The sequence below is a fragment of the Nodosilinea sp. P-1105 genome (assembly GCF_012911975.1).
GTDB lineage: Bacteria > Cyanobacteriota > Cyanobacteriia > Phormidesmidales > Phormidesmidaceae > Nodosilinea.
This window is the reverse complement of record NZ_SMDQ01000023.1, coordinates 1-21,061: the sequence shown is the minus strand read 5'-3', so window position 1 is coordinate 21,061 and position 21,061 is coordinate 1. Positions and strand designations below refer to the sequence as shown.

At 54.8% G+C, this 21,061-nt stretch carries 21 protein-coding genes; 8 read left to right on the top strand and 13 right to left on the bottom strand.

Features of this window, described 5'->3' with window-relative positions; genetic code table 11:
- Positions 1–31 precede the first annotated feature (31 nt).
- On the bottom strand, positions 32–2,509 hold the full coding sequence (locus tag E1H13_RS11940; protein ID WP_169613645.1) for an ATP-dependent Clp protease ATP-binding subunit: 2,478 nt from the start codon (positions 2,507–2,509) through the stop codon (positions 32–34).
- Between the two features lie 506 nt (positions 2,510–3,015).
- Here E1H13_RS11940 and E1H13_RS11935 point away from each other — a divergent pair.
- The 3 genes from E1H13_RS11935 (at position 3,016) to arsJ (ending at position 6,259) form a co-directional block, all read left to right on the top strand.
- Positions 3,016–3,306 carry a Nif11-like leader peptide family natural product precursor gene (locus E1H13_RS11935; protein WP_169613644.1) on the top strand — a complete coding sequence of 97 codons (291 nt, stop codon included), beginning with the start codon at positions 3,016–3,018 and terminating at the stop codon, positions 3,304–3,306.
- A gap of 415 nt (positions 3,307–3,721) precedes the next feature.
- The gene (locus E1H13_RS11930; protein WP_169613643.1) at positions 3,722–4,729 is read left to right on the top strand and encodes an ArsJ-associated glyceraldehyde-3-phosphate dehydrogenase; all 1,008 of its coding nucleotides are present in this window, start codon (positions 3,722–3,724) and stop codon (positions 4,727–4,729) included.
- A 282-nt stretch (positions 4,730–5,011) separates the two neighbouring features.
- The gene (arsJ, locus tag E1H13_RS11925; protein WP_169613642.1) at positions 5,012–6,259 is read left to right on the top strand and encodes an organoarsenical effux MFS transporter ArsJ; all 1,248 of its coding nucleotides are present in this window, start codon (positions 5,012–5,014) and stop codon (positions 6,257–6,259) included.
- A gap of 146 nt (positions 6,260–6,405) precedes the next feature.
- On the opposite strand, the gene E1H13_RS11920 is transcribed toward arsJ, so the two are convergent.
- Genes E1H13_RS11920 through E1H13_RS11905 form a run of 4 tightly spaced genes read right to left on the bottom strand, consistent with a single transcriptional unit; the run spans position 6,406 to position 9,282 of the window.
- Complete coding sequence (locus tag E1H13_RS11920) at positions 6,406–6,888, bottom strand: adenosine-specific kinase (protein WP_169613641.1); 483 nt, start codon at positions 6,886–6,888, stop codon at positions 6,406–6,408.
- 17 nt (positions 6,889–6,905) lie between these two features.
- The gene (locus E1H13_RS11915) at positions 6,906–8,357 is read right to left on the bottom strand and encodes an AAA family ATPase (RefSeq protein ID WP_169613640.1); all 1,452 of its coding nucleotides are present in this window, start codon (positions 8,355–8,357) and stop codon (positions 6,906–6,908) included.
- Positions 8,344–8,760: a VOC family protein gene (locus E1H13_RS11910; RefSeq protein ID WP_169613639.1), complete on the bottom strand. Its 417-nt coding sequence runs from the start codon at positions 8,758–8,760 to the stop codon at positions 8,344–8,346. Before E1H13_RS11910 ends, E1H13_RS11915 begins: the two co-directional genes overlap by 14 nt.
- Positions 8,761–8,769: 9 nt before the next feature.
- Positions 8,770–9,282 (bottom strand): TIGR02652 family protein, encoded by a 513-nt coding sequence (locus tag E1H13_RS11905; RefSeq protein ID WP_169613638.1) that lies wholly within the window; start codon positions 9,280–9,282, stop codon positions 8,770–8,772.
- A 193-nt stretch (positions 9,283–9,475) separates the two neighbouring features.
- Between E1H13_RS11905 and E1H13_RS11900 the strand changes: the two genes are divergently transcribed.
- A complete protein-coding gene (locus E1H13_RS11900) occupies positions 9,476–10,003 on the top strand; it encodes a gamma carbonic anhydrase family protein (RefSeq protein WP_169613637.1) in 528 nt (175 codons plus the stop codon).
- A 139-nt stretch (positions 10,004–10,142) separates the two neighbouring features.
- Here the strand turns inward: E1H13_RS11900 and E1H13_RS11895 are convergent, their stop codons facing one another.
- Together E1H13_RS11895 and E1H13_RS11890 are read right to left on the bottom strand one after the other, a co-directional pair.
- Positions 10,143–11,147, bottom strand: coding sequence for an NAD(P)/FAD-dependent oxidoreductase (locus E1H13_RS11895; protein ID WP_169613636.1), 1,005 nt, complete (start codon positions 11,145–11,147; stop codon positions 10,143–10,145).
- A gap of 279 nt (positions 11,148–11,426) precedes the next feature.
- A complete protein-coding gene (locus E1H13_RS11890) occupies positions 11,427–11,999 on the bottom strand; it encodes a peroxiredoxin (RefSeq protein ID WP_169613635.1) in 573 nt (190 codons plus the stop codon).
- Between the two features lie 264 nt (positions 12,000–12,263).
- On the opposite strand from E1H13_RS11890, the gene E1H13_RS11885 reads away from it, so the two are divergent.
- Complete coding sequence (locus E1H13_RS11885; RefSeq protein ID WP_169613634.1) at positions 12,264–12,677, top strand: Fur family transcriptional regulator; 414 nt, start codon at positions 12,264–12,266, stop codon at positions 12,675–12,677.
- Between the two features lie 44 nt (positions 12,678–12,721).
- Positions 12,722–12,976, top strand: a complete 255-nt coding sequence (locus E1H13_RS11880; RefSeq protein WP_169613633.1) for a DUF6737 family protein — start codon at positions 12,722–12,724, stop codon at positions 12,974–12,976.
- A 131-nt stretch (positions 12,977–13,107) separates the two neighbouring features.
- Here E1H13_RS11880 and E1H13_RS11875 read toward each other — a convergent pair whose 3' ends face one another.
- The 3 genes from E1H13_RS11875 to E1H13_RS11865 are packed head-to-tail and all read right to left on the bottom strand — an operon-like array spanning position 13,108 to position 15,786.
- Positions 13,108–13,530: a thioesterase family protein gene (locus E1H13_RS11875; RefSeq protein WP_169613632.1), complete on the bottom strand. Its 423-nt coding sequence runs from the start codon at positions 13,528–13,530 to the stop codon at positions 13,108–13,110.
- Positions 13,531–13,576: 46 nt separating this feature from the next.
- Positions 13,577–14,956, bottom strand: a complete 1,380-nt coding sequence (locus tag E1H13_RS11870) for a M23 family metallopeptidase (protein WP_169613631.1) — start codon at positions 14,954–14,956, stop codon at positions 13,577–13,579.
- 8 nt (positions 14,957–14,964) lie between these two features.
- On the bottom strand, positions 14,965–15,786 hold the full coding sequence (locus E1H13_RS11865; protein WP_169613630.1) for a biotin--[acetyl-CoA-carboxylase] ligase: 822 nt from the start codon (positions 15,784–15,786) through the stop codon (positions 14,965–14,967).
- A 419-nt stretch (positions 15,787–16,205) separates the two neighbouring features.
- On the opposite strand from E1H13_RS11865, the gene pgeF reads away from it, so the two are divergent.
- Complete coding sequence (gene pgeF / locus E1H13_RS11860; RefSeq protein WP_169613629.1) at positions 16,206–16,997, top strand: peptidoglycan editing factor PgeF; 792 nt, start codon at positions 16,206–16,208, stop codon at positions 16,995–16,997.
- Here pgeF and E1H13_RS11855 read toward each other — a convergent pair.
- The 3 genes from E1H13_RS11855 to E1H13_RS11845 form a co-directional block, all read right to left on the bottom strand.
- A complete protein-coding gene (locus E1H13_RS11855; protein WP_169613628.1) occupies positions 16,994–18,598 on the bottom strand; it encodes a hypothetical protein in 1,605 nt (534 codons plus the stop codon). The genes pgeF and E1H13_RS11855 overlap by 4 nt on opposite strands.
- 2 nt (positions 18,599–18,600) lie before the next feature.
- The gene (locus tag E1H13_RS11850) at positions 18,601–19,404 is read right to left on the bottom strand and encodes a TIGR03943 family protein (protein ID WP_206070382.1); all 804 of its coding nucleotides are present in this window, start codon (positions 19,402–19,404) and stop codon (positions 18,601–18,603) included.
- 69 nt (positions 19,405–19,473) lie between these two features.
- The gene (locus E1H13_RS11845; protein WP_169613627.1) at positions 19,474–20,562 is read right to left on the bottom strand and encodes a permease; all 1,089 of its coding nucleotides are present in this window, start codon (positions 20,560–20,562) and stop codon (positions 19,474–19,476) included.
- A gap of 270 nt (positions 20,563–20,832) precedes the next feature.
- On the opposite strand from E1H13_RS11845, the gene E1H13_RS27670 reads away from it, so the two are divergent.
- Positions 20,833–20,955 (top strand): hypothetical protein, encoded by a 123-nt coding sequence (locus tag E1H13_RS27670; RefSeq protein WP_256378516.1) that lies wholly within the window; start codon positions 20,833–20,835, stop codon positions 20,953–20,955.
- The last annotated feature ends 106 nt before the right edge of the window (positions 20,956–21,061 follow it).

Genomic DNA, 21,061 nt, shown 5'->3' with positions numbered 1-21,061 from the left:
GCCAGTTCACTAGCATCATCGTCGGGGCGGCCTAACCCATGCTAGCCATGGCAGGCTGACGCTCGGGCTTGACGATCGGCTCTCCAGCCTCATTGATATCCAACAGGGCGCGATCGCCGGATTCCAGGTCTCCGGCCAAGATGGCTTCAGCCAGGGAATCTTCGACCAATCGGGCGATCGCCCGCCGCATGGGACGAGCCCCATAGCGTTGGTCGTACCCCTCAGTAGCAAGCTTGGCCCGAAACGCATCCGATAGGGTGACTTGGATCTGGCGATCAACCAGGCGCTGGTTAACCTGATCCAGCATCAGGTCAGCCACCTGATTTACCTCAGCCTGGGTCAGCTGACGGAAAACAATGATTTCATCCAGGCGATTCAGCAGTTCTGGGCGGAAATACTGCTTCATCTCTTCATTTACCAGGTTACGGATGTTGTTGTACTGGCTGGTGGCAGCGTCAGTGGTGGCCAGATCAAAGCCTAGACCGTTGCCGCCTTTCTCAATCACCTGGGAACCAATGTTCGAGGTCATGATAATCAGCACATTTTTAAAGCTGACCACACGCCCTTTGGCATCGGTTAATCGGCCATCTTCTAACACTTGCAGCAGCAGGTTAAACACCTCGGGGTGGGCCTTCTCAATCTCATCCATCAAAATGACGGCATAGGGCTTGCGACGCACGGCCTCAGTTAGTTGGCCCCCTTCGTCATAGCCCACGAACCCTGGCGGGGAACCAATCAGCTTGGATACGGTATGGCCTTCCATGAATTCAGACATGTCCAACCGAATCATCGCGTCTTCTGAGCCAAACAAAGCCATCGCTAACGCCTTGGATAACTCAGTTTTACCCACCCCAGTGGGGCCAGAAAATACTAGGCTAGCGATGGGGCGATCGGCACTGGAAATCCCCGATCTGGCTCGACGGATAGCCTTTGAGGCGGCCATTACAGCCTCGTGCTGACCAATCACTCGCTCGTGCAGAATATCTTCTAAGTGCATCAGACGAGCGGCTTCGGTTTCCGTCATCCGGTTGACGGGAATACCGGTCCAACTGGCAACGATATCAGCGATATTCTCTTCGTCAACCACGGGTTGAGGGGGCAGGGTACCTGCGGCCGCTTCCCCATACTCAGGAATATCCGCTTGTAGCTGTTGTAGGAGAGCCTGACGCTCATCCTTCAGAGTTTTGGCGCGGCCAAAGTCCTGCATTTGAATCGCTTCATCGGTGTCTTTATTGACCTGACGCAGTTGCTGCTTCAGTTCCTTGGAGGGGTACTTGGGCATAAACCGCAGTTTTACCTGGGAACCGGATTCATCAATTAAATCGATTGCTTTGTCGGGCAAGTAGCGATCGCTGATGTAGCGATCGGACAGCTTAGCGGCGGCCTCTAAAGCTTCATCGGTAAAGGTGACCTGGTGGAATTGCTCGTAGCGGCTGCGCACCCCTTGCAAAATTTCGATGGTTTCCTGCACCGAGGGGGGATTGATGGTTACCGGCTGAAAGCGCCGTTCTAGCGCAGCATCCCGCTCGATGTACTTACGAAATTCATCCAGGGTCGTGGCCCCGATACACTGCATTTCTCCCCGGGCCAGGGCTGGTTTCAACATATTGGCGGCGTCCATGCCCCCCTCTAAGGAGCCAGCCCCAATCAAGGTGTGAATTTCATCGATCACCAACACTACATCGGGATCTTCCCGCACTTCTTGTACTAGCTGGGTTAAGCGTTCTTCGAAGTCACCCCGAAACCGGGTGCCCGAGACCAAAGACCCCATATCCAGACTAATTACCCGCTTGGTGATTAAAGCTTCAGGGACATCTTGGTTAGCAATCCGTTGGGCTAGTCCTTCAGCGATCGCGGTCTTACCCACCCCAGGTTCCCCTACCAAAATGGGGTTATTCTTAGTGCGGCGACCCAAAATTTGCACCACCCGCTCAATTTCCTGAGCTCGACCAATGACTGGGTCGATCTTGCCTGTGGCAGCCAGGGCGGTCAGGTCAGTGCCAAACTCAGACAAAATTTTGCCCGTCTTGCGGCCCCCCTCGCGACTTTCACGGCCACCAGCTGGTACCGCCGCCGCTTCGCCCATGTCTTGAATAATTCGGGTACGAACCTTGGCGGGCTCAACCCCCAGGTTGGTCATCACCCGATAGGCCACACTCTCGGTGCTTTGGGTCAGGCTCAGCAATAGGTGCTCAGGCTCAATGTAGGCAGCATCCATGCGCCGCGCCTCTTGAAAAGCCTGCTCAAAAACTTGCTTCACCTTCGGCGTAAACGGAATTTCGGGGGGTACACTACCGCTACCCCGACCAATGATGGCTTCTACTTCGGCGCGAGCATCATTTAGATTGATGCCAAATTCCCCTAACACCTTGGCAGATACGGTGGACTCTTCCTTAATCAAGCCCAGCAGCAGCTGCTCAGTGCCTACAAAGTTGTGACGTAAGCGCCGGGCTTCTTCTTGGGCCTTCATAATGACCGCGATCGCCGTGTTGGTGAAATGTTCAAACATGGTAGTTAGTGATCCGCTAGTGGGCTGAGGAGAAAAAAGTGGTTAATGAAGAAAAATAGGGTTAGAACAACAATCAGCTTATTAATACTTTACGAGGAAACACTTGTACTCAGCAGTGGGGAGAACCTCACCCCCCACTACGGTTTAATCGGTTGAGACTAAAACCCTAGCTTGAGGTAGGCGTCAAAGAAGATAGAATGTTAATTTTTTCTCAGAAAAGTATTAACATTCCTTAACCTATTCTATCTTGCTATCCTGCTTTGCGGCAAATGCTAGGCCACCCTCTAGCCATCTGAGACGCTCGGGGGGAGTAAAAACGGGGATCTAAAGCCACAGTGGAGTTGCGATGTTTCAAGAAATGCAAGGTTCTGTTGAGTCTGATCCCCGTTCGGCATCTCTAGGGCGACACTAGGGGTGGCACTAGAGGTAAATTTGACCTTGGCAAGAAATGGTCAATGCGCAGCCTATCCCACCTCACCCAGGCCCAGTTACTCGGAGTCATAATCATGTCTAAGGAAAATGCACTCTCATTTCTACAGCAGGCCGCTCAAGATCCTGATCTCAAGAGTCAGGTGCAGGCCATCGACGATCAACGTGAGTTAATTAACTTAGGAGAAGCGAAAGGCTACGACTTTTCCCCCGACCATGTGCGCCAGGCTTTGCCAGTGATCAAAGAACAGAAAGGCTTTTTGGGCGATCTGGTGGAAGCCATTCTGGAGCTATTTGGTCCCACCCACGATGACTATCCCGCCACTGGGGTGCAACCGTTTAGTGGAGATCCCCCGTCGGGACATTAGATTGAGGTATCAGGTGTTAGGTTTGCGGTTCACGGTACAAGGTGTACGGCAAGTCGTGAGCCGTGAACCGTGAACCGTGTTACCCACCCCTGCCTACTTCGACATACTCAGTACAGGCCTCCCAGGAGGGGATATCGATGCCTGCATCCGATACCCGCCACCCGATACCCGCCACCCGATACCCGTCACCCGATACCCGTACCCAGCACCTGCCCCCAATACCCCAAACCCCCAGGCCATTCTGCTGGCCTGGGGGTTTCTTTGTGATCTGGATAACTTGACAAATCAATTTTTTTTGAAATGATGAGTCTACAGACAAATCAATTCTTCTTGAAATGATGAGTCTACAACGGCTTAGTGGGCTAAACCAATGAGATTTGGCGGCCATTGTATTAATCAGTAGGATCCAATCGCTATGGTGAGAGTTGCTGTCAATGGCTTTGGCCGCATTGGCCGGTTAGTGTTGCGGGCAGGTTGGGCCTATCCAGAGTTGGAGTTTGTCCACATTAATGACGTCAAAGGCGGGACTGCCGCTGCCGCCCACCTGCTGAAATTTGACTCGGTCCATGGTCGTTGGGAACCGGATGTAGTTGCTGTTGGGGACGAAAAAATCACCATCGATGGCACCCCTCTAGGCTTTAGTGACGGCTCCTCCCCCGGTGACATTCCTTGGTCAGACTTTGGAGTAGATCTGGTGCTAGAGTGCTCCGGGAAGTTTCGCACCTCAGCGCTGCTTGATCCTTACTTCAAGGCGGGGGTTCGAAAAGTTATCGTCGCCGCGCCAGTGAAAGAGGGGGCCTTAAATGTGGTCTACGGCATTAATGATCACCTCTATGACCCAGCCGAACACCACCTGCTAACAGCCGCCTCTTGCACCACAAATTGTCTGGCCCCAGTGGTGAAGGTGATTCACGAAGGTCTAGGGATTCGTCACGGGGTGATCACTACAGTCCATGACCATACCAACACCCAAACTATTGTGGATGCTCCCCACAAAGACCTGCGCCGCGCCCGGGCCACGGGTATGTCGCTGATTCCCACCACCACTGGCTCAGCGACGGCAATTACATTAATTTACCCAGAGTTGAAAGGCAAACTCAACGGTCTGGCTGTGCGGGTGCCTTTGCTCAACGCCTCGCTGACAGACTGCGTCTTTGAAGTGGACCGCCCCACCACCGTGGATGAGGTCAACCAATTGCTGAAGCAGGCCGCCGATGGACCTCTGCACGGCATCCTGGGCTATGAAGAGCGCCCGCTGGTATCTGTGGATTATAAAGACGACCCGCGATCGTCGATCATTGATGCCCTATCCACCATGGTAGTGGATGGCACCCAAGTGAAGATTCTGGCCTGGTACGACAACGAGTGGGGCTACTCTTGCCGGATGGCAGATCTGGCCCGCAAAGTGGCCCAAAGCCTCTGACCTGCTAGCCCCTACTCCCCTCCAACTTCAAATCCCCCAGTCGTGGGGTACGGCGGTGATCTGGGTGACCTGCGATCGCCCTGTCCCTGGCCGCCTAACCCACGCTACGAATCCAAAATCCAAAATCCAAAATCCAAAATTCTCCCTCCTTCCCCATTCCCCCGCTAGGGCGGACACACGGGTCCGCCCCTACGCCACCCCATCCACCCATCCACCCTTCGGCAAGCTCAGGGCAGCGCCCATCCACCCATCCACTCCCCCACCACCCCATCACTCCCCACCATGTCCTCCTCCACCTTCAAACCCGCCAGCCTGCGCAACTACGCCATCATCACGGCTGCCTACTGGGGCTTCACCATCACTGATGGCGCCCTACGGATGATGGTGCTGTTGCACTTCCATGTGTTGGGCTACACCCCCTTTGAAATTGCCATGCTGTTTCTCTTTTATGAGATTTTTGGCGTGGTGACCAATTTCCTGGGTGGCTGGATTGGCTCTCAGGTGGGGCTGCGGCTGACGCTATATGGGGGTATTGGCTTACAGGTCTTTGCCCTGGTGATGCTGGCCTTTCTGAATCCTGACTGGGTCGTGCCGGTACAGGTGGGCTATGTGATGGCGGCCCAGGCTTTTTCTGGCATTGCCAAAGACTTGACTAAGATGAGCTCCAAGAGTGCCATTCGCCTGGTGGTGCCCAAGGAAGCCGCATCGCGATTATTTAAGTGGGTAGCGGTCCTAACAGGATCTAAGAATGCCTTGAAGGGGGTGGGGTTTTTTGTCGGTGCTGCCCTGCTACAAGGGGTTGGCTTCCGGCAGGCGCTGCTAATTCAGGCGGCGGTGCTGTTTGTGATTTTGCTGTCGGGCTGGTTTTTGCCGGCCGATATGGGCAAGATTGGCGAAAAGGTGCGCTTTCGTCAGCTGTTTTCTAAAAGCAAAGAAATCAATGTTCTTTCGGCGGCCCGCTTCTTTTTGTTTGGCTCTCGGGATGTGTGGTTCGTGGTGGCCCTGCCAGTTTTCCTGTACGAGGTGCTGGGTTGGACTTTCATGCAGGTGGGCTCTTACATGGCCATCTGGGTGATCGGCTATGGCATGGTGCAGTTTCTGGCCCCCCAGCTACTGCGTAAAGATAGCAGCGGCAGGGTGGTACCCCGGGCCAAGACCATTCTGTTTTGGACCTCGATTTTGACGGCCATTCCGGCTTTGATTGCCCTTACCCTGATGTCAGGCGTACGAGGAGATATCGCGGTGACGGGGGGGCTAGTGGTATTTGGGATTGTGTTTGCCTTTAACTCGGCGGTGCATTCATACTTGGTGCTGGCTTACACCGAAGACAAGGATGTAGCTCTGAATGTGGGGTTCTACTATATGGCTAACTCTGGGGGGCGCCTGCTAGGGACGATTACCTCAGGGTTGTTTTACCAATGGTATGGCCTGGTGGGTTGCCTGTGGGTGTCTAGTTTGTTTGTGTTGGTGGCGGCCTTGATTACCACCCAACTGCCAGATCCGAAGTCAACCAGTGCCATGGCCACCTAGTGACCTGTCAAGTTAACAGTGGCGGGCTGACAGGGTTTACGGTGTCAGGGCTACGGCTACCCTTTAACCGCAGACCGTAAACCGTGAACCCCAGGCCGCAGATCCCATCAGTGTCAGATTGACTGACCACTAGGTGTAATGGGTTGTCATTGTTTATAACCAATGGTACGCAACAGGGCATGGCGGGCTTTAACATCTTCGGCGGTTTCTACGCCCTTGGGTGAAAAGCCATCCACCACGCCTAAAATACCTCTGCCCTGATCGGTTTCGACCACGATCGCCTCGACAGGATTGGCTGTGGCGCAGTAGATGCGGCATACTTCGGGGCATTGCTTAATGGCATTTAGCACATTGATGGGATAGGCCGCTTGGATCAAAATCAGGAAGCTGTGACCGGCACCAATGGCCTGGGCATTTTGGATGGCGGCCGCTTTTAGGGTGTCATCGTTACCTGCCGCCCGAATCAAGCAAGGGCCAGAGGCTTCGCAAAAGGCCAGACCAAATTTGGCTTGGGCTGAGGTACCCACCATAATCTCGTAAAGGTCTTCGACGGTCTTGATGAAATGAGCTTGTCCCAAAATTAAGTTACTTCCCTCTGGTAGGGTAATGGTCACTGACGTCAGATCCATGGTGGTCTCCTTAGGGCTCACGTAGGCTTAGATTTTGATGACTGGGCACGGGGAGCTTTGGGCTTCGGTAGCTTCATTTCAGGATGATGTAGGGCCAGCGCCTGACGGAGAACCCCTAGGGTAAGCACAGGAGGGTCCGTGGGCTGAAGCAGAGCCCTGGCTGTTTGAGCTAGGGTATTGATTTCGCCCCCCGTGAGGGCAAGATGCTGAGCCAAATGGGACCAACTGAGCGCTGGTTCTAGGGCGATCGCAGCAGGCATAGCCCGTTGCCATAGCACCTCCCGGGTGGCCCGATCGGGACGGGGAAATTCCAGCACACCAGTCATCGCTTGTCGCCAGGACGGTTTCACTGATTGCAGGTAAGGGCTACTGAGTAGGGTCAGTCCGGGTTGACGTCGCCGCCGGATCACCCACGACTGCACCAGGGCTGGATCAAGCGTAGGGCAGCGACCAAACCAGCTGGGGGCTGATGTCAGGTGCAAGACACAGGGGGGTAGGGTCACCCAATCCGCTAGGTCGGGTGGATCACGGTCATCATTCGGGCCTAGGGTGCTTAAGTCGATGGTGATCAGGGGCCAGCCTAAATCTGCGGCTAGTACTCGTGCCGCTAAGGTTTTACCGGTTCCCTCGGCCCCAGTTAGCAGCACCATTGGACTCGGTGTCTCCTGGAATTTGGCAGCTGCAATAACAGTTCTCAGCTGGCTGATCAAAGAATTTGGCAGTACCAGACTTTCCCATGGGTCAGTGGGGATGGCGGGAGGTTCCGGGTCACTGGCGGCCGGGGTGGCCCAAGTCTGAATGGTGGCAAGATTGGGGGACTCGGCCAGCAGGTAGGTGGTGAGATCTTCGTGAAGACGCAGATGACGGCTGAGTAGGGTGGTGTCATCGGCATTCACCCATTCCACCAGACCTAGGTGGACCAGACGGCTATCAGGGGCGATTTGAGGGCGCGATCGCCGCCACTCTTGGTCATTACGGCAGAGCAACCGCAGACAGAGATCAACCGTGGGCAAGTCCCAGTCGGACTCGTCATGCTGGTACTGCAAATAACTATAGAGGCGACCAAACCGCTGGTTAATTTCTGGGGCCAGGGCCAGGAGGATAACGTTTTTTTCAAAGGGGCTAAGTTTGAGCTGATCCCGCAGGGCAGGCAGAGCCAGCACAATCCCTTGACTCTGACTAGCCTGAATCCGAGCTTCCAGCTGTTGAACATAGCCGCTGCCAGTTTTGCGACTGGCTTTAGGCGGGCGGGCATGATCGTAGCCGGGTTGGCCACTCAGGTAAATAATCCCTTTCCACCAGTGGCTGGTGACCCGATCTTCGCTAGACAGGGCAAAGTCGTCTAAGTCTTGAATCTCCCGCTTTTGCCGGGAGACGGCCACCATCAGCAGCCGATCCAACCAAGACAGCTCAGTTTTTAGGTAGGCCCAGTTATCGGCAAAGGGGGCCACTCCATTAGGGTTGGACATGGCCTAGCACCCGAATAAACTCCAGGGGCAACCCATCGGCGTCGGCGATAAAGGCGACCTCGTAGACGCGATCGCCAATGATTTGCTGTTGGGGCTCTAGCAGCACCTTAATGCCCGCCATTTGGGATCGCAGCTGGTTGACCCAATCAGGCAGGTTGGGGGTGAGCTCAGTCAAATCAAAAGATAGGTGATAGTAACCGCTGTAATGCTCATCCCCAAAGGCATCAGCAGCAGGGCGGGGTTCTGGCACCTGAATCAATTCGATGCGTCCCCCCAGTCCTTCCATCCAACACGCTAGGGTAATGCCTGCGGTAAACCGCTCGTGTACTACAAAGCCAAGGTGTTCGTAAAAGTCAATGGCCCGGTGAATATCCTGGGTACGAATGGAAGCGTGATGGAGCATTCAGACAAACTACTCGAACAATCGAAAATAGGGATAGCGTACCGGAACACCGGGCTCTTTCTCCAGGTTAAAGTTAATTACGGCCCACTGGGGATCCTGTTCGGGGGGAGGGCTAAATTCTACCGGCAGCCCATACAGCTTGGGTGAGGAGGTCCCTTCTCCTGAGCCCCGCCAGGGAGAATTGCGTTCTAAGTAAGCATTCACCAGCTCTTGATAACGCTCAGCAATAATCACCCGGGTGGCTCGATATCCTTGGGTATAAAGTCGGTCGAGGGCCTCATGAATTTCAAAACGAATGCCGTCGGGATGGGTATGCTGGCGATACCATTCGCCATCCCATTGGCGCCAGTGGCGACCCGACTGTAGGTGAACGAGTTCCTTAGACTCGGGGTCAGCTTCAAAAGCCCCGTGGCGCGAACACAGATAAGTATCCGTCAAGGTCAAGGCCGGAATGGTCTGACGACAATGAGGACATTGGATTTCTGGGCCGTAGATGGGATACTGCAAAGCGGAATTAACCATTGGGCTGAAACCAGTTGCGTCCTCAGTAGGTGCGTAAGCAGGTGAGTGAACTATGGGGGAAAACCAGGGACAATGAATTTGTTCCTATACCCGTATTACCTGTACCCGTATTATACGTTGGGAACCCAGCTGACTTGGTAGTCAACATACACCATTGGCCCAATCCTGAGATTTTTTTGAGACCCTAGTTACCATGGTTTACTCTGCCCGATCGGTTTGGCCCCAACCCGATGACACAAAAGCGGCTTTCGTCGCCCCAAATGCTACGCTGATGGGCCACGTTACCCTAGCGGCAGGTTGCAGCATTTGGTATGGAGCCATATTACGAGGAGACATTGAAAGTATTGCCATTGGTGCTTATACCAATGTACAGGATGGGGCCATTCTGCATGGGGATCCGGGTCGCCCGACCATCCTAGAAGACTATGTCACCGTCGGGCACCGAGCCGTTATCCACAGTGCCCATATTGAGCGGGGAAGCCTGATTGGCATTGGTGCGATCGTACTGGATGGGGTGCGGGTTGGCCGAGGCAGCATCATTGGAGCTGGGGCGGTGGTGACCAAAGATGTACCGCCCCAGTCGCTGGTGATGGGGGTGCCCGGCAAAGTGGTGCGTCAGGTATCTGAGCACCAAACCCTGGAATTATTGGAGCACGCTCAAAAATACCATCAGCTGGCGTTAGCCCATGCTGGGCGCAGCGATGATTTGGGGTTTGATTAGGGTGCGGTGCAAGGGAGCAGGTTCACGGTATACGGTGTCAGGTTCATGGTGCAAGGTATCAGGCGCACGGTAACCCCCAGACTGTACGGATGCCGCGTACCACGAACCGTGTACCGCTAACCATGTACCGCTAACCGTGCTAAGACACCAGCGCCTGAGCCAAATTCTCTTCCCATTTACGAGGCGGGCTGGCCCGGCGGGTGTTGCGCCAAATTTGGGTGGCGGCCAGGGTGCCATCGGCTACGGCAATGGACACTTGGTTGAGGCCCTGCTTCAGGTCGCCCAGGGCAAAAATGCGATCGTGGGTCGTTTGGGCCATGGTATTGGTGACCAGGTTTTCGCCACTCCACTCTAGGCCCTGGACCCCCTTCAGGTAGTGGTTGTGATAGGTAGACCCCATACTGACCAGGCCGGTAGTGGCTTCGACCACGGTGCCGTCAGTCAGTTTTACTCCCCTAAGCTGGTGGTCTTGGCCCAAAAACTTGGCGATGGGGGCTTCGTACAGGGGGTAGCCGTGATCCGCTAACTTCGCCTTCATGTCGTCGCCGACGGCGAAGAGCCCGTGGGTTAACACTGAAATGTAGGGGGTAAACCAATTGAGCACAAATGCCGCGTTGATTTGGGATTCTGAGCCAGCAATCAGGACAGCTTTTTGATCCCACATGTCGTAGCCGTCGCAGATCATACAAACATGTAGGGTATAACCGGCGTAATCATAGACGTTTTGCATGTCATCAAGCTGGGGTAGCCGATCAATCACCCCGGAGGCCGCCACCAAATATTTGGTGCGAAAGACGGGGTAAATACTGTCTTTCTTGCCCACTTTAACCTGTACGGCCAGGTGCTCCCCTTCGTCTACAACGTTTTCTACATAGCCCCGCAGATAGTCAGCTCCCCAGGCAATCGCCTGTTTCATGCCGTGGTTTAGGATGTCGCGACCAGGGGTATCAGGGTCAAAGCCTACAAAGTTTCGTAAATCTTGCATCCACACCGATCGCCCTTTGCCCTTTTCAATCACCAAACAGTTCAGTCCATAGCGGGCCAGATAAATGGCGGCTGACAACCCACCCATGCCGCCGCCAACCACAATGGCGTCATAGACCTGATCAAGACGAGTATCGAGGTTTTTACTGGAGAGTTTCATAGATAAAGACAGCGTGAAGTAACAAGACGAATAGTGACCGCAGTAACTGATCTCTAAAGGCGTTGGCGGCGATCGCCCCAGGAAACAAAACCACTAGAAACCGTTGGCACTCTAACCATGGCAGCTCTCAACGCCAGCACATTTAATCACCAAACAATTATATAGGCATATAATCATGAAGGCAACACCCCGGCGACACCTATCAAGCACACCAGGGGCAGCGTTGAGCTGCCCCTGGCAAGGTGAACCAGAACGGCTCAGATAGAGATGCTAGGAACCTTAGCCGACGAAAGCCAGACGAGGCTCAGAGACACCAGCGGGCTCAGCCCCTTTCAAGTACGCCAGCATGGTGTCAGCGTCAGACACCTCAAAGGGGTCGGTGGGGCAGTTGTCAGCGTAGTCGGGCTCGACAAAGATTTTCTCGATGGCGCCGTCATTCACCAGCATGGAATAACGCCAGGAGCGCATGCCAAAGCCCAGGTTCGACTTGTCAACCAGCATCCCCATCTTGCGAGTGAATTCACCGTTGCCATCGGGCAGCAGGAAGACGTTCTTAGCGCCAATTTGCTTGCCCCATTGGAACATCACGAAGGCGTCATTCACAGACACACAGATGATCTCGTCAACACCTTGGGCCTTGAACTCGTCATAGAGCTCTTCGTAGCGGGGCAGGTGGTTGGAAGAGCAGGTAGGGGTAAAAGCACCCGGCAAAGAGAACACAACAACCTTCTTGCCACCAAAAATGTCCTGGGTGGTCTGATCTTCCCAACGATAGGGGTTGGGGCCACCGATGGACTCATCCCGCACACGAGTTTTGAAGGTGACGTCGGGAACGCGCTTGATAACAGCCATAGATTACCTCTCGAATTAATTAAACAACTTAACTGCGTTTCAGTTGCTACTTAACTCAGAATAATTCCGAGTTAAGAATTAATCAATAAGTAAAATTACTTATCTTTCGTAGCATATCTTAAATAATGTTTACCCTCAAGTTAGAGTGTTACCATGTTATGAGCAGTTTACTCAGCCACCACGGCTAAGCCAGAGCTAAAGAACTAGGGCTATGAAAACTAGGACTATAAGGAGTTCTGAGCCGACTAGCAGGAGTCAGTCACGATGCAGCAGCAAGCTAATCACATTGTTCAGACGCTAAAGTCAAAGGGATTGCGGGTGACGCCCCAGCGGTTTGCTGTGTATGCCAACTTACTGGAGCGTTCTGATCACCCCACCGCTGACGATATTTTGATGGACTTAAATCAAACGGCTCCTACCTCATCCCAGGCGACGGTGTATAGCTCTCTGCAGGCGCTGCGAGATGTCAGCCTGGTGCGCGAGGTGCTATTGGAAGAGGGGGTCTGCCGCTACGATGCCAATGTGGAGCCCCACCATCATTTTCGTTGTCGCTGCTGTGGCGCGATCGCAGATATTCCCTGGGACGCCCTATCAGATGTTGACGTCCATAGCCTGAGCACAAAGTGGAAAGTTGAAGGTTATGAAGTGACGGTCCATGGAGTGTGCGATCGCTGCTAAGGCCACTTTCTTGACGTTGACGCTTCTTATCACCCCAGCGCTCCATGGAAAAATCCTCCCCTCTGACTAGCCCCTGGCAGCTCAAGCCCTGGTGGTGTCAGCCCTGGTCCATTGCCCTGACAGGGCTAGGGTTAATTGCCGCCAGTTGGCTCTTGGGCCATCGCTGGTGGTTGACGGCGATCGTGGCTGTGCCGATCACGGTATGGATGGGGTTCTTTCTGGTGCTCTGGCCCCGGCTGATGCGGCAAGCCGGGTGGCTAGATCCTGCTGCCTACGGTCAACCCGATGAAGAGACTTGAACCAAGAGCGCAGGGTCAAGGCTTGAGCCAAAAAAACAGACCATTAGTCCTTACGGCCAGGCCTGACGACCAGCCAGGCGATCGCCGCCAGGAACGTCACATAGGTGGCGACAAACAACCATTCTTGCCATCTATCTTCCATGGATTCCCCATTGCTGAATCCAGTGCTCCATTGGCGAGGGCAAGGGGCAAGGGCGGCGGGTCTGAACATCAATACAGACATGGCGGGTGACGGCCTGGGCCAGGAGGGTTTCCGGCTGGGCGATCGCCGTCAGCTGATAGGTGACCTCAAACGTTTTCTGATCCAAGCGGGTTGGGGTCAATTTCACATGTACCCGATCACCGCAGTACATGGGGCGGCGGTAATCCATCTGGGCATGCACCACTGGATAAGCCACAGTAGTGGCCCTAAAAAAGTCACCCAGGTCTACTCCAGCCGCTTCTAGGGACGCCTCGTAGGCAATGTGACACATCACCAGGCCATTGGCGAAATAAACAACTCCAGCCCCATCAGTTTCATGGAAGCGCACTGTGTGGTCTATGCCAAACGCCATAGGCCCTTAACCCTCCGACTGGAGGAGTGGGGACAAATGGTTAGGCCTAGCTGGCATTGGGCTGGGCCGGACGGAAGGGGTAATCTACCGGCAGAGCATCGTCGGCTGGTTCGGCATTGGGGGTAGACCGACCTAACGCTAGCCTTGGATTGTCGAGCAATTCGATCAAGTTAGCTAAGCCATGTTCTACGACTTCGATCGGATCAACCGCAACCCAGCCTTGGCTAGTGAGTTGGCGCACTTCAAAGTGTAAGTGCGGCCCCGTGGAATTACCAGTACTACCTACTAGGCCAATCACTTCTCCCTGTTCCACCCACTCCCCAGGCTTGACCGCTAACTGAGATAAGTGGGCATAGCGTGACTCTAGATCGCCGTCACCATGGCGCAGAATAACAGTGAGGCCATAGCCCCCCAAATAGTCTGATACGGCGACCCGCCCAGACCGGGTGGCTAACACGGGAGTACCAGTGGGCGCAGCTAAATCAACCCCAGCATGAAACCGCCAGGTTTGTTGAATGGGGTGCATGCGCCAGCCAAACAGCGAGCTGATAGGGGCCGGGGTTGATAGGGGAAACACATATTCTTCATTGCCCCGGCGCAGGATATTGAGCGGACGCAACCGCTCATTCAGGGCCTCGCGGCTAACAATCGTGGTGTTACCCAGGCTGACTCCTCTAGAATCAACCGTAACAGGCCCTACTTGCACCCCATTTCCCCCCTGGGACGCAGAGGCTGTTTCCCGGGTAGCATTGGTGGCGTTACCGTTGCAGGCACCAGGGTTAACCTGGCCGCCAGATACTTTAATTTCGCAGCCACTGGAGCGATCTGAAAAGACAACGTTAGGAACTTGGGTTGCCCCCACACTGTAGTCAGTGGAATCAATAAAGACGCTGTTATAGCCTTGAGGCACTGACTCATCAGCGGCAATTTCGGCGGGCACCGTGCGTTCCGTAGATGATTCAGCGGCATCTGCAGTGGGCGAGGGGGTCGGCTTAAGCAAGCTTTCTGCCATGGTAGGAGCCGACGCTGGCGCAGGGGCCACAATAGCTGGCGGAGAAGCCGGAGGGGGAACCTGGGGTTGCATCAGATTGTTTTCTGCAGAAGGAGACGTCAGAGGGACTGACGGGGACGATCTCAACGGCGAAAAATTAGGCTGATTTGAGGAGGCTTTAGCCGGGTCTAGGTGAGGGACCACACTAGGGTTTGACTGGTGGTGGGACCTACTTTCGGTAGGGGCTAGATAGTCTGCCGAGGTTTCAAAGGGCTCATTAACCTCGTTAGGCCGACGGGTGTCGGCAATGGCTAACCCACTACTGGTTAACCCTAGACTGCCCAGCAAAGCCACTGATCTGGCCCATTGGATAGACATTTTGGCTAGACGGTGCTGCTCTTGTCGCTGACTTTTCGTGTTGTTGTTATCCACCATATCAATCGCTACGCATTGTAGCCTAAAGTCACTTTTCCTGGTTCGATTTCTAGGGGAGTATCCCCCAGAGCGTTGGCATCAACGGGGCAAACCCGCAAGTTGCCGGATGGGGCTATGCCCGTTACTTGGACTGGATCGCTGCCAACGGTAACCCTCTGTCCTAGGTGGCTCATCTGGGTTTGATAGACCTCTAAAAAGGCTTCATCCCCTTGACTTTGCCAATACAGATACCCTTGCATCAGGCCATAGAGGGCAACGGCGGCTAGTCCCTCCAAGCTATTCAACGGGGTGGCATGGTGTTCCGGTTGAATGAGCTGCTGAATCGTTACACCAGTTGCCGGAACTGGATTAAAGCCATTTAGCCCCAGTCCAACCACCACATCATTGATCTGAGAGCCCACTACACGGGTTTCAGCCAGTACCCCTCCTAGCTTTTTACCCCTGACCACTAGGTCATTGGGCCATTTGACCTGCACGGGCAGACCAAGATTGCTAAGGCTGGTAGCCACTCCCCAGGCACTGGCCAGGGTTAGGTAAAGACTTCGCTGCACCGGAATCTCCGGCTTTAGCCCCAGGGAGAGGTAGATCCCTCCAGCTGGAGACTGCCACTGGCGACCCCACTGCCCCCGCCCCAACCGCTGGGTTTTGGCTAAGACCACCGTACCGGCAGTTGCCCCAGCGACCATGAGGTCGCCAAGGACACGGTTGGTGGAATCCACCTGTTCAACCCAGTGCAGCCTAAACTGCGGACGTACGGCCCAAAACAGGGGTAAAACCCCTAAGGTTTTGGGTGGTCGAGCAAGCTCATGGTACAGCTGTTCTAAATTCACCCGATAGCGATTCCAGATATAGGAGTTTAGATAGTGCCTAAGCCCTACCCGAGGTATTTCGGTAGCCGCAGCTACCGAAATACTAAATCGAATGATAAGCGGGCGTAGGTGAGATTAAATCAATAAGATCATGTATGTGTGAGTCCACCGTATCATTCCTGAGTTGGGACAGTCGCCTCTGAAGGGCGAAGTCTAAGAGAACTTGATAGAGAACAAGGGTGTCTTAACCTCTGCTCCATAATGACCTAAGCGATACGCCTCACAATACAGTCCCTGCGAGAGCCGTTACCCCATGATCGATTTCCGCCTGCGCCGGAATGAGGTTAGGATTTGAGGCTGGGATTTTATGACCTTGCGAGTCTTTAAACTATTAGGCTTAAGCTATCAAGCCTAAGTTATCAGGTATAGGAGGCAGTGCTGTGACGGAACTTTGGCAGTGGCAGGTGGTGCAAGACCAACCGACGTTGGTCTGCGATCTGCTACGTCCCTGGCCCCATGGCTTTTTTACCCGCCATGGGTGGCCTCAGATTCCAGAGTCCTTAACGGATATTTTGGATGACCAGGCCTCGGTTCATCGGGTTAAACAGGTACATGGGCATCAGGTCTTAACGGCTAACCAAGCCCAGACGGTGACCCATGGCCCCCGTCCAGAAGCCGATGGCTTAACGAGCGATGCCCCAGGTCAAGCCCTATGGGTCTGTACGGCAGACTGCAATCCGGTCTTGATCGGCGATCGCGCCACGGGTAAAACGGCGGCCATCCATGCGGGGTGGCGGGGCACCGCCCAGGGAATTCTGCCGCTAACGGTACGTCAGATGCAGGCCCAGGGTAGTCGTTTAGAGGACCTGGTCATTGCCATTGGCCCAGCCATTGCGGGAGACGTGTATCAAGTTTCCGTGGCCGTTGCGGCCCAGGTCGGGCGGACAATCGCAGCGTTGGCTGACATTCAGGCCAATGAAGAGGTTCCAGATCAAACTGTCGTGGACAGCCTTCAGGACCTAGGGGGAACCCCAATTTTGGCGGATCCTGAACCTGGTAAAGCCCGACTGGATGTCCGCCAGGTCAACTGGTGGCAGTTGCAGCAATTAGGGATTAGCGCCGATCAAGTGGCGATCGCCCCCCACTGCACCTTTCAAGAACCGGAGCGCTTCTTTTCGTACCGGCGCACAGGGAAAAAACAGGTGCAGTGGTCGGGGATTGTCAGCCGTTAGGGCAACCAACTGGCCTGCAAACCATGGAAGGGAAACGGCTCTGGGTCAATTACAGTAGGGGTACTGGTGTCCCGCTCCTCTGAATCAGTAAACAGGGGAATGTGCCAGATGGAGGCGCGATCGCCATTTTCTGATTCTGAAGGCTCCAGGGTATCAGCATGCACCTGACCGTCCAGGTCTAGCAGCAACGACAACCCGTCAGGAGCAAGGCTCATGTGAATTCGCTGTTGTTGGGGCAACAGCAGTAACTTTGTCATGGCCATCGCTTCGAGGTTAATCGCCAATAGCATCGGCTGCTCAGTGTAGGACTCACTGGCGATGGCATCCCGGTTGTCCGTGTCGACCGTGACTTCGCTAGCCAGCACATAGAGAAACTGTTTGGCGCTGTCAAACTGGGCATCGAGAATGGCGCCGCTGACTTGCAGCAATTCTTCTTCTTGGCCCACATTGGTGACCAAAAAGAGGGATTCCATAAAGCGGCGTTCCGGATCGTTTTGGTTGTAATTAACCATCGCCGCCGCTGAGCCGTCGGGGGCCAGGTCAAAGACCCGACCATAGTCGGGCAGAAAATCTAGGGGCTGACTGGGGCCAGTTTGTGTCTGTTGCTCTAGGTCGATGATGGCGGTGCCCTCCCCTTGCAGCAGTACCAAAGACTGACTGTCAGGCGCAATTAAAAAGTCACCGCCGGGGTCGGTGTCCAGGGGCCGAGGAGCCTGCCCTTGGCGAATCACCCAGGGGCCAAAGTCAGCCGGATTTTGTTGATTAACCCGCTGGACCACGATGGTTTGGCCGTCGGGGGACAGGTCAAACTTGAGGTTTTGGTAGTCCTTGTCATCTAGAACCAACTCCAATTCCCCTGACTCAGCGGCAACCGAGGGCCGAGACCAGAGCCGCTCCCACAGGGAGGGACCACCGGTCATTAAGTCGTCGGGGGGGTGGGGGTGAATACCCGTCGTGACGGTATAGAGCTTTTGGCTGAGCAGCCCGCCCCCATTGCTGGTGTCACTGGCAGAAAACAATACCTTATCCCCCAGCGGATAGGGAATAAAGTGGATGACCGATAGATGGCGGGGGGTGAGAATCGTGCGTTCTTGCCGTTGTAAGTCGGCCAGCACCAGGCGATTGGCTTCGTCCCCTTCAACCCCGATGTAGAGAAAGGCGCGATCGCGGGTTTGAAAGTTGGCCTCGAAGGGGGCAAAACGACTGATGGGTTGCTCAAGATCGGCGGAAAAGCGATCGCGGGCATCCTGCAGACTGACCTTAAAGGACTGGCCGTAGGGGATCGGGTGGTCAAACGTGTAGGCCATCCGACGACCAGCCCAACTTACTCGGCCCGGCAAAGGGGGATCAATAGTCAGGTTTTCCTCCACACTGACTGAATCCATTGGTCGACTAAAGGTGATCACAAAGGCTCGATCTTCAGCCCCCACCTGGCGGTCTTGCCAGGTAAACTCTCGCACCCGGGCAATGGCATGATCCCCAGAAAACACCAGTAAACCAATGGCTAGGGCTAGCCCGGCTATGACCACGATGGCGACCCGGTCCAGCGGCTGGCGCTGGGCGGGCGAACGTTGCAAACGACGACGGGAACGACGGACCATAGCTAATACTCGAAGGGGTTACGGGGTTGAGAGATTTCAGTCAGGGTGGGTGAGCCAATGACCAATTGGCGAGTGTCATCCAGGGTGTCGGTTTGCATGGTTCCCTCCACCTCTAACCAGGTGTCAGGTTCTGGACGGGATGTCCCCTCCGGCAGTTCCACCGGTAACCCCACGGGATAAGCATCGGCGGCACAACAAGTGAGCACAAACCGAGTAATCATAAACATATTGCTGGGCCAGTCGGGCATGTGGGTGACAAATCCGCTGACCTTCACCCCCTGTCCAGTATAGGCATCGGGTTCTGGATAAACATTGAGGGTGCGAATCCAGTCGACGATGGAGCGATCTTCGGGAGACCCACTGAGCACAAACCGTTCCGGACGCGATCGCGTTTGCCCGAGCACATCAGTAATCCCCCGTTGAAAGGCTGTTTCACTCATGAAAGGCCGGGGAGTATACACCATGCCAAACATGGCCACCGCCAGGAGCAACCCACAGCTGAGTCGGCGGGGTAACAGGGCAAAGTGCTCCTGACTGCGGATGGTCTCTTGCGGTTGCGTTTGGCGAACCATGTTCCAAACCTGGACCAAGCGGGCTAGGCCCAAAACCAGCAGAATCACCATGGCCAGGTGCGCCAGCCACATAAAGTCGGGGTGCAGTAACAAATACAGCTGACCCGTCACCGCAAACCGGAGAAACATCAGCCCCCACAGCAGCATCACCAAACTATCGACGATGGCCTGCCAGGGCAGCCGTTGGGATTTGGGCAATCGCCGCCGGCGACGGGGCAAAGAAGGAGAGGTCATGGGTACCGCCTAGCCTGACAGATCAATACAGCAAACGTGGATCATTCGGGGGGGATGGCCATGGGGTCATTACCCGCCATACAGATTCATGATCAAGGTCAGCAAAAAGGTGAGCTGGGCCACCAGCACAAACAGATAAATAATAGTGCGTCCTTTAAACACCGTCAGCAACAGGCTGATATTTTTCAAATCAACCATGGGGCCAAATACGAGAAATGCCAGCAGCGACCCGCTGGTAAACACCGATGCAAAAGATAGGGCAAAGAAGGAGTCAACCGTTGAGCAGATAGAGACCACCCAGGCCAGGGTCATCATCGCCAGAATTGACGTAATTGGCCCCTGTCCCAAACTGAGAATGACTTCTCGGGGAATGGCCACCTGCACAAAGGCGGCAATGGCACTACCGATAATCAGCACTGACCCCAGTTCCCGCAGCTCCAGCACCATATTGTCCCCCATCATCCGCAGCCGATCCTTGAGGGGGGGCAGCGATGGCGCTAACTGGTCCATGACCTGGGCTGGGGGAGCATTTAATTGCAGTACCTGCCCCGGAGCCTGCATGAGAAACGTCCCGGACTGTAATAGAGGGGAGGTGGCGGCGGCACTAGCAGCCGGGGCGGGGCAGGTTACCCCTGAGTTGCCCTGAGGGCCATTACCGTTCTGACCATTACCGTTCCTGCTGGAGGTATCCACCGGCTCCCCCATTAGCCGAGTCAGGTTGTCCTGCAGAAAGGGGCGCATATCTTTCTGTCGGCTGAAGATCAGGCTGATGATGGTGGCGATAATCATCGTAAAGCCGACCCGAAGAAAGACAATTTCAGGCTGGTCGCGAAAGGCCATCCAGGTGGCCCAGAACACAATCGGGTTGACAGTGGGAGCAGCCAGCAAATATCCCATGGCCACTGCCGTCGGCGCCCCTTTCATCAACAGGCGGCGAGCGACAGGCACATTACCACACTCGCAAACCGGAAACATGAACCCAATCATACTGCCGGACAGAGACGCTAACACCACGTTGCGGGGCAGTATACTTAACAGTCTGCGCTCATCTACAAACAGCAGCAGCACACTGGAGAAAATCACACCCAGCAATAGAAAGGGCATGGCTTCAACCAGCAGGCTGAGAAAAAGGGTGATGCCGTTATTGAGTTGAACCATACACGGGGGTGATCGCACAAACAGAGGTCATCGCACAGGGAAACCTACCACAGTGGGCAGACAGCCATTTTAGCCGATCTTTGTCTAGCCTGCCTATACCCGGGGATCGCCCTGATGACAAGCGATTCCGACAATGGGGCGGCGGCGTGCGATCGCTACCTTTAGGAATTATTCCCTAGGTGGTGGGCGTTTTACCTGAACCTACTGACCCAATTATCAGGATCAGCTAACTCAGTTAAATTGATTAAAATTTCACACCAATGTTTTGCCATGACAAGGAAATCCTATGGCCCCATCTTCTGCCCCTACGCCATTTCCACCTCTCCCTCTCTCCCCCGTGAGTTACGGCGAAGCTTAAGGGACCTGGCGATCGCCCTAACCCTGACCGCCTAACCCACGCTACAAATCCAAAATCTCCCCACCTCCCCATCTCCCCATCTCCCCATCTCCCCATCTCCCCATCTCCCCATCTCCCCATCTCCCCATCTCCCCATCTCCC

Bases quoted from the DNA above. Each gene is read 5' to 3' on its own strand.
- E1H13_RS11940 (WP_169613645.1), bottom strand. From the start codon at position 2,509: ATGTTTGAACATTTCACCAACACGGCGATCGCGGTCATTATGAAGGCC.
- E1H13_RS11935 (WP_169613644.1), top strand. From the start codon at position 3,016: ATGTCTAAGGAAAATGCACTCTCATTTCTACAGCAGGCCGCTCAAGAT.
- E1H13_RS11930 (WP_169613643.1), top strand. From the start codon at position 3,722: ATGGTGAGAGTTGCTGTCAATGGCTTTGGCCGCATTGGCCGGTTAGTG.
- arsJ (WP_169613642.1), top strand. From the start codon at position 5,012: ATGTCCTCCTCCACCTTCAAACCCGCCAGCCTGCGCAACTACGCCATC.
- E1H13_RS11920 (WP_169613641.1), bottom strand. From the start codon at position 6,888: ATGGATCTGACGTCAGTGACCATTACCCTACCAGAGGGAAGTAACTTA.
- E1H13_RS11915 (WP_169613640.1), bottom strand. From the start codon at position 8,357: ATGTCCAACCCTAATGGAGTGGCCCCCTTTGCCGATAACTGGGCCTAC.
- E1H13_RS11910 (WP_169613639.1), bottom strand. From the start codon at position 8,760: ATGCTCCATCACGCTTCCATTCGTACCCAGGATATTCACCGGGCCATT.
- E1H13_RS11905 (WP_169613638.1), bottom strand. From the start codon at position 9,282: ATGGTTAATTCCGCTTTGCAGTATCCCATCTACGGCCCAGAAATCCAA.
- E1H13_RS11900 (WP_169613637.1), top strand. From the start codon at position 9,476: ATGGTTTACTCTGCCCGATCGGTTTGGCCCCAACCCGATGACACAAAA.
- E1H13_RS11895 (WP_169613636.1), bottom strand. From the start codon at position 11,147: ATGAAACTCTCCAGTAAAAACCTCGATACTCGTCTTGATCAGGTCTAT.
- E1H13_RS11890 (WP_169613635.1), bottom strand. From the start codon at position 11,999: ATGGCTGTTATCAAGCGCGTTCCCGACGTCACCTTCAAAACTCGTGTG.
- E1H13_RS11885 (WP_169613634.1), top strand. From the start codon at position 12,264: ATGCAGCAGCAAGCTAATCACATTGTTCAGACGCTAAAGTCAAAGGGA.
- E1H13_RS11880 (WP_169613633.1), top strand. From the start codon at position 12,722: ATGGAAAAATCCTCCCCTCTGACTAGCCCCTGGCAGCTCAAGCCCTGG.
- E1H13_RS11875 (WP_169613632.1), bottom strand. From the start codon at position 13,530: ATGGCGTTTGGCATAGACCACACAGTGCGCTTCCATGAAACTGATGGG.
- E1H13_RS11870 (WP_169613631.1), bottom strand. From the start codon at position 14,956: ATGGTGGATAACAACAACACGAAAAGTCAGCGACAAGAGCAGCACCGT.
- E1H13_RS11855 (WP_169613628.1), bottom strand. From the start codon at position 18,598: ATGGTCCGTCGTTCCCGTCGTCGTTTGCAACGTTCGCCCGCCCAGCGC.
- E1H13_RS11850 (WP_206070382.1), bottom strand. From the start codon at position 19,404: ATGACCTCTCCTTCTTTGCCCCGTCGCCGGCGGCGATTGCCCAAATCC.
- E1H13_RS11845 (WP_169613627.1), bottom strand. From the start codon at position 20,562: ATGGTTCAACTCAATAACGGCATCACCCTTTTTCTCAGCCTGCTGGTT.
- E1H13_RS27670 (WP_256378516.1), top strand. From the start codon at position 20,833: ATGACAAGGAAATCCTATGGCCCCATCTTCTGCCCCTACGCCATTTCC.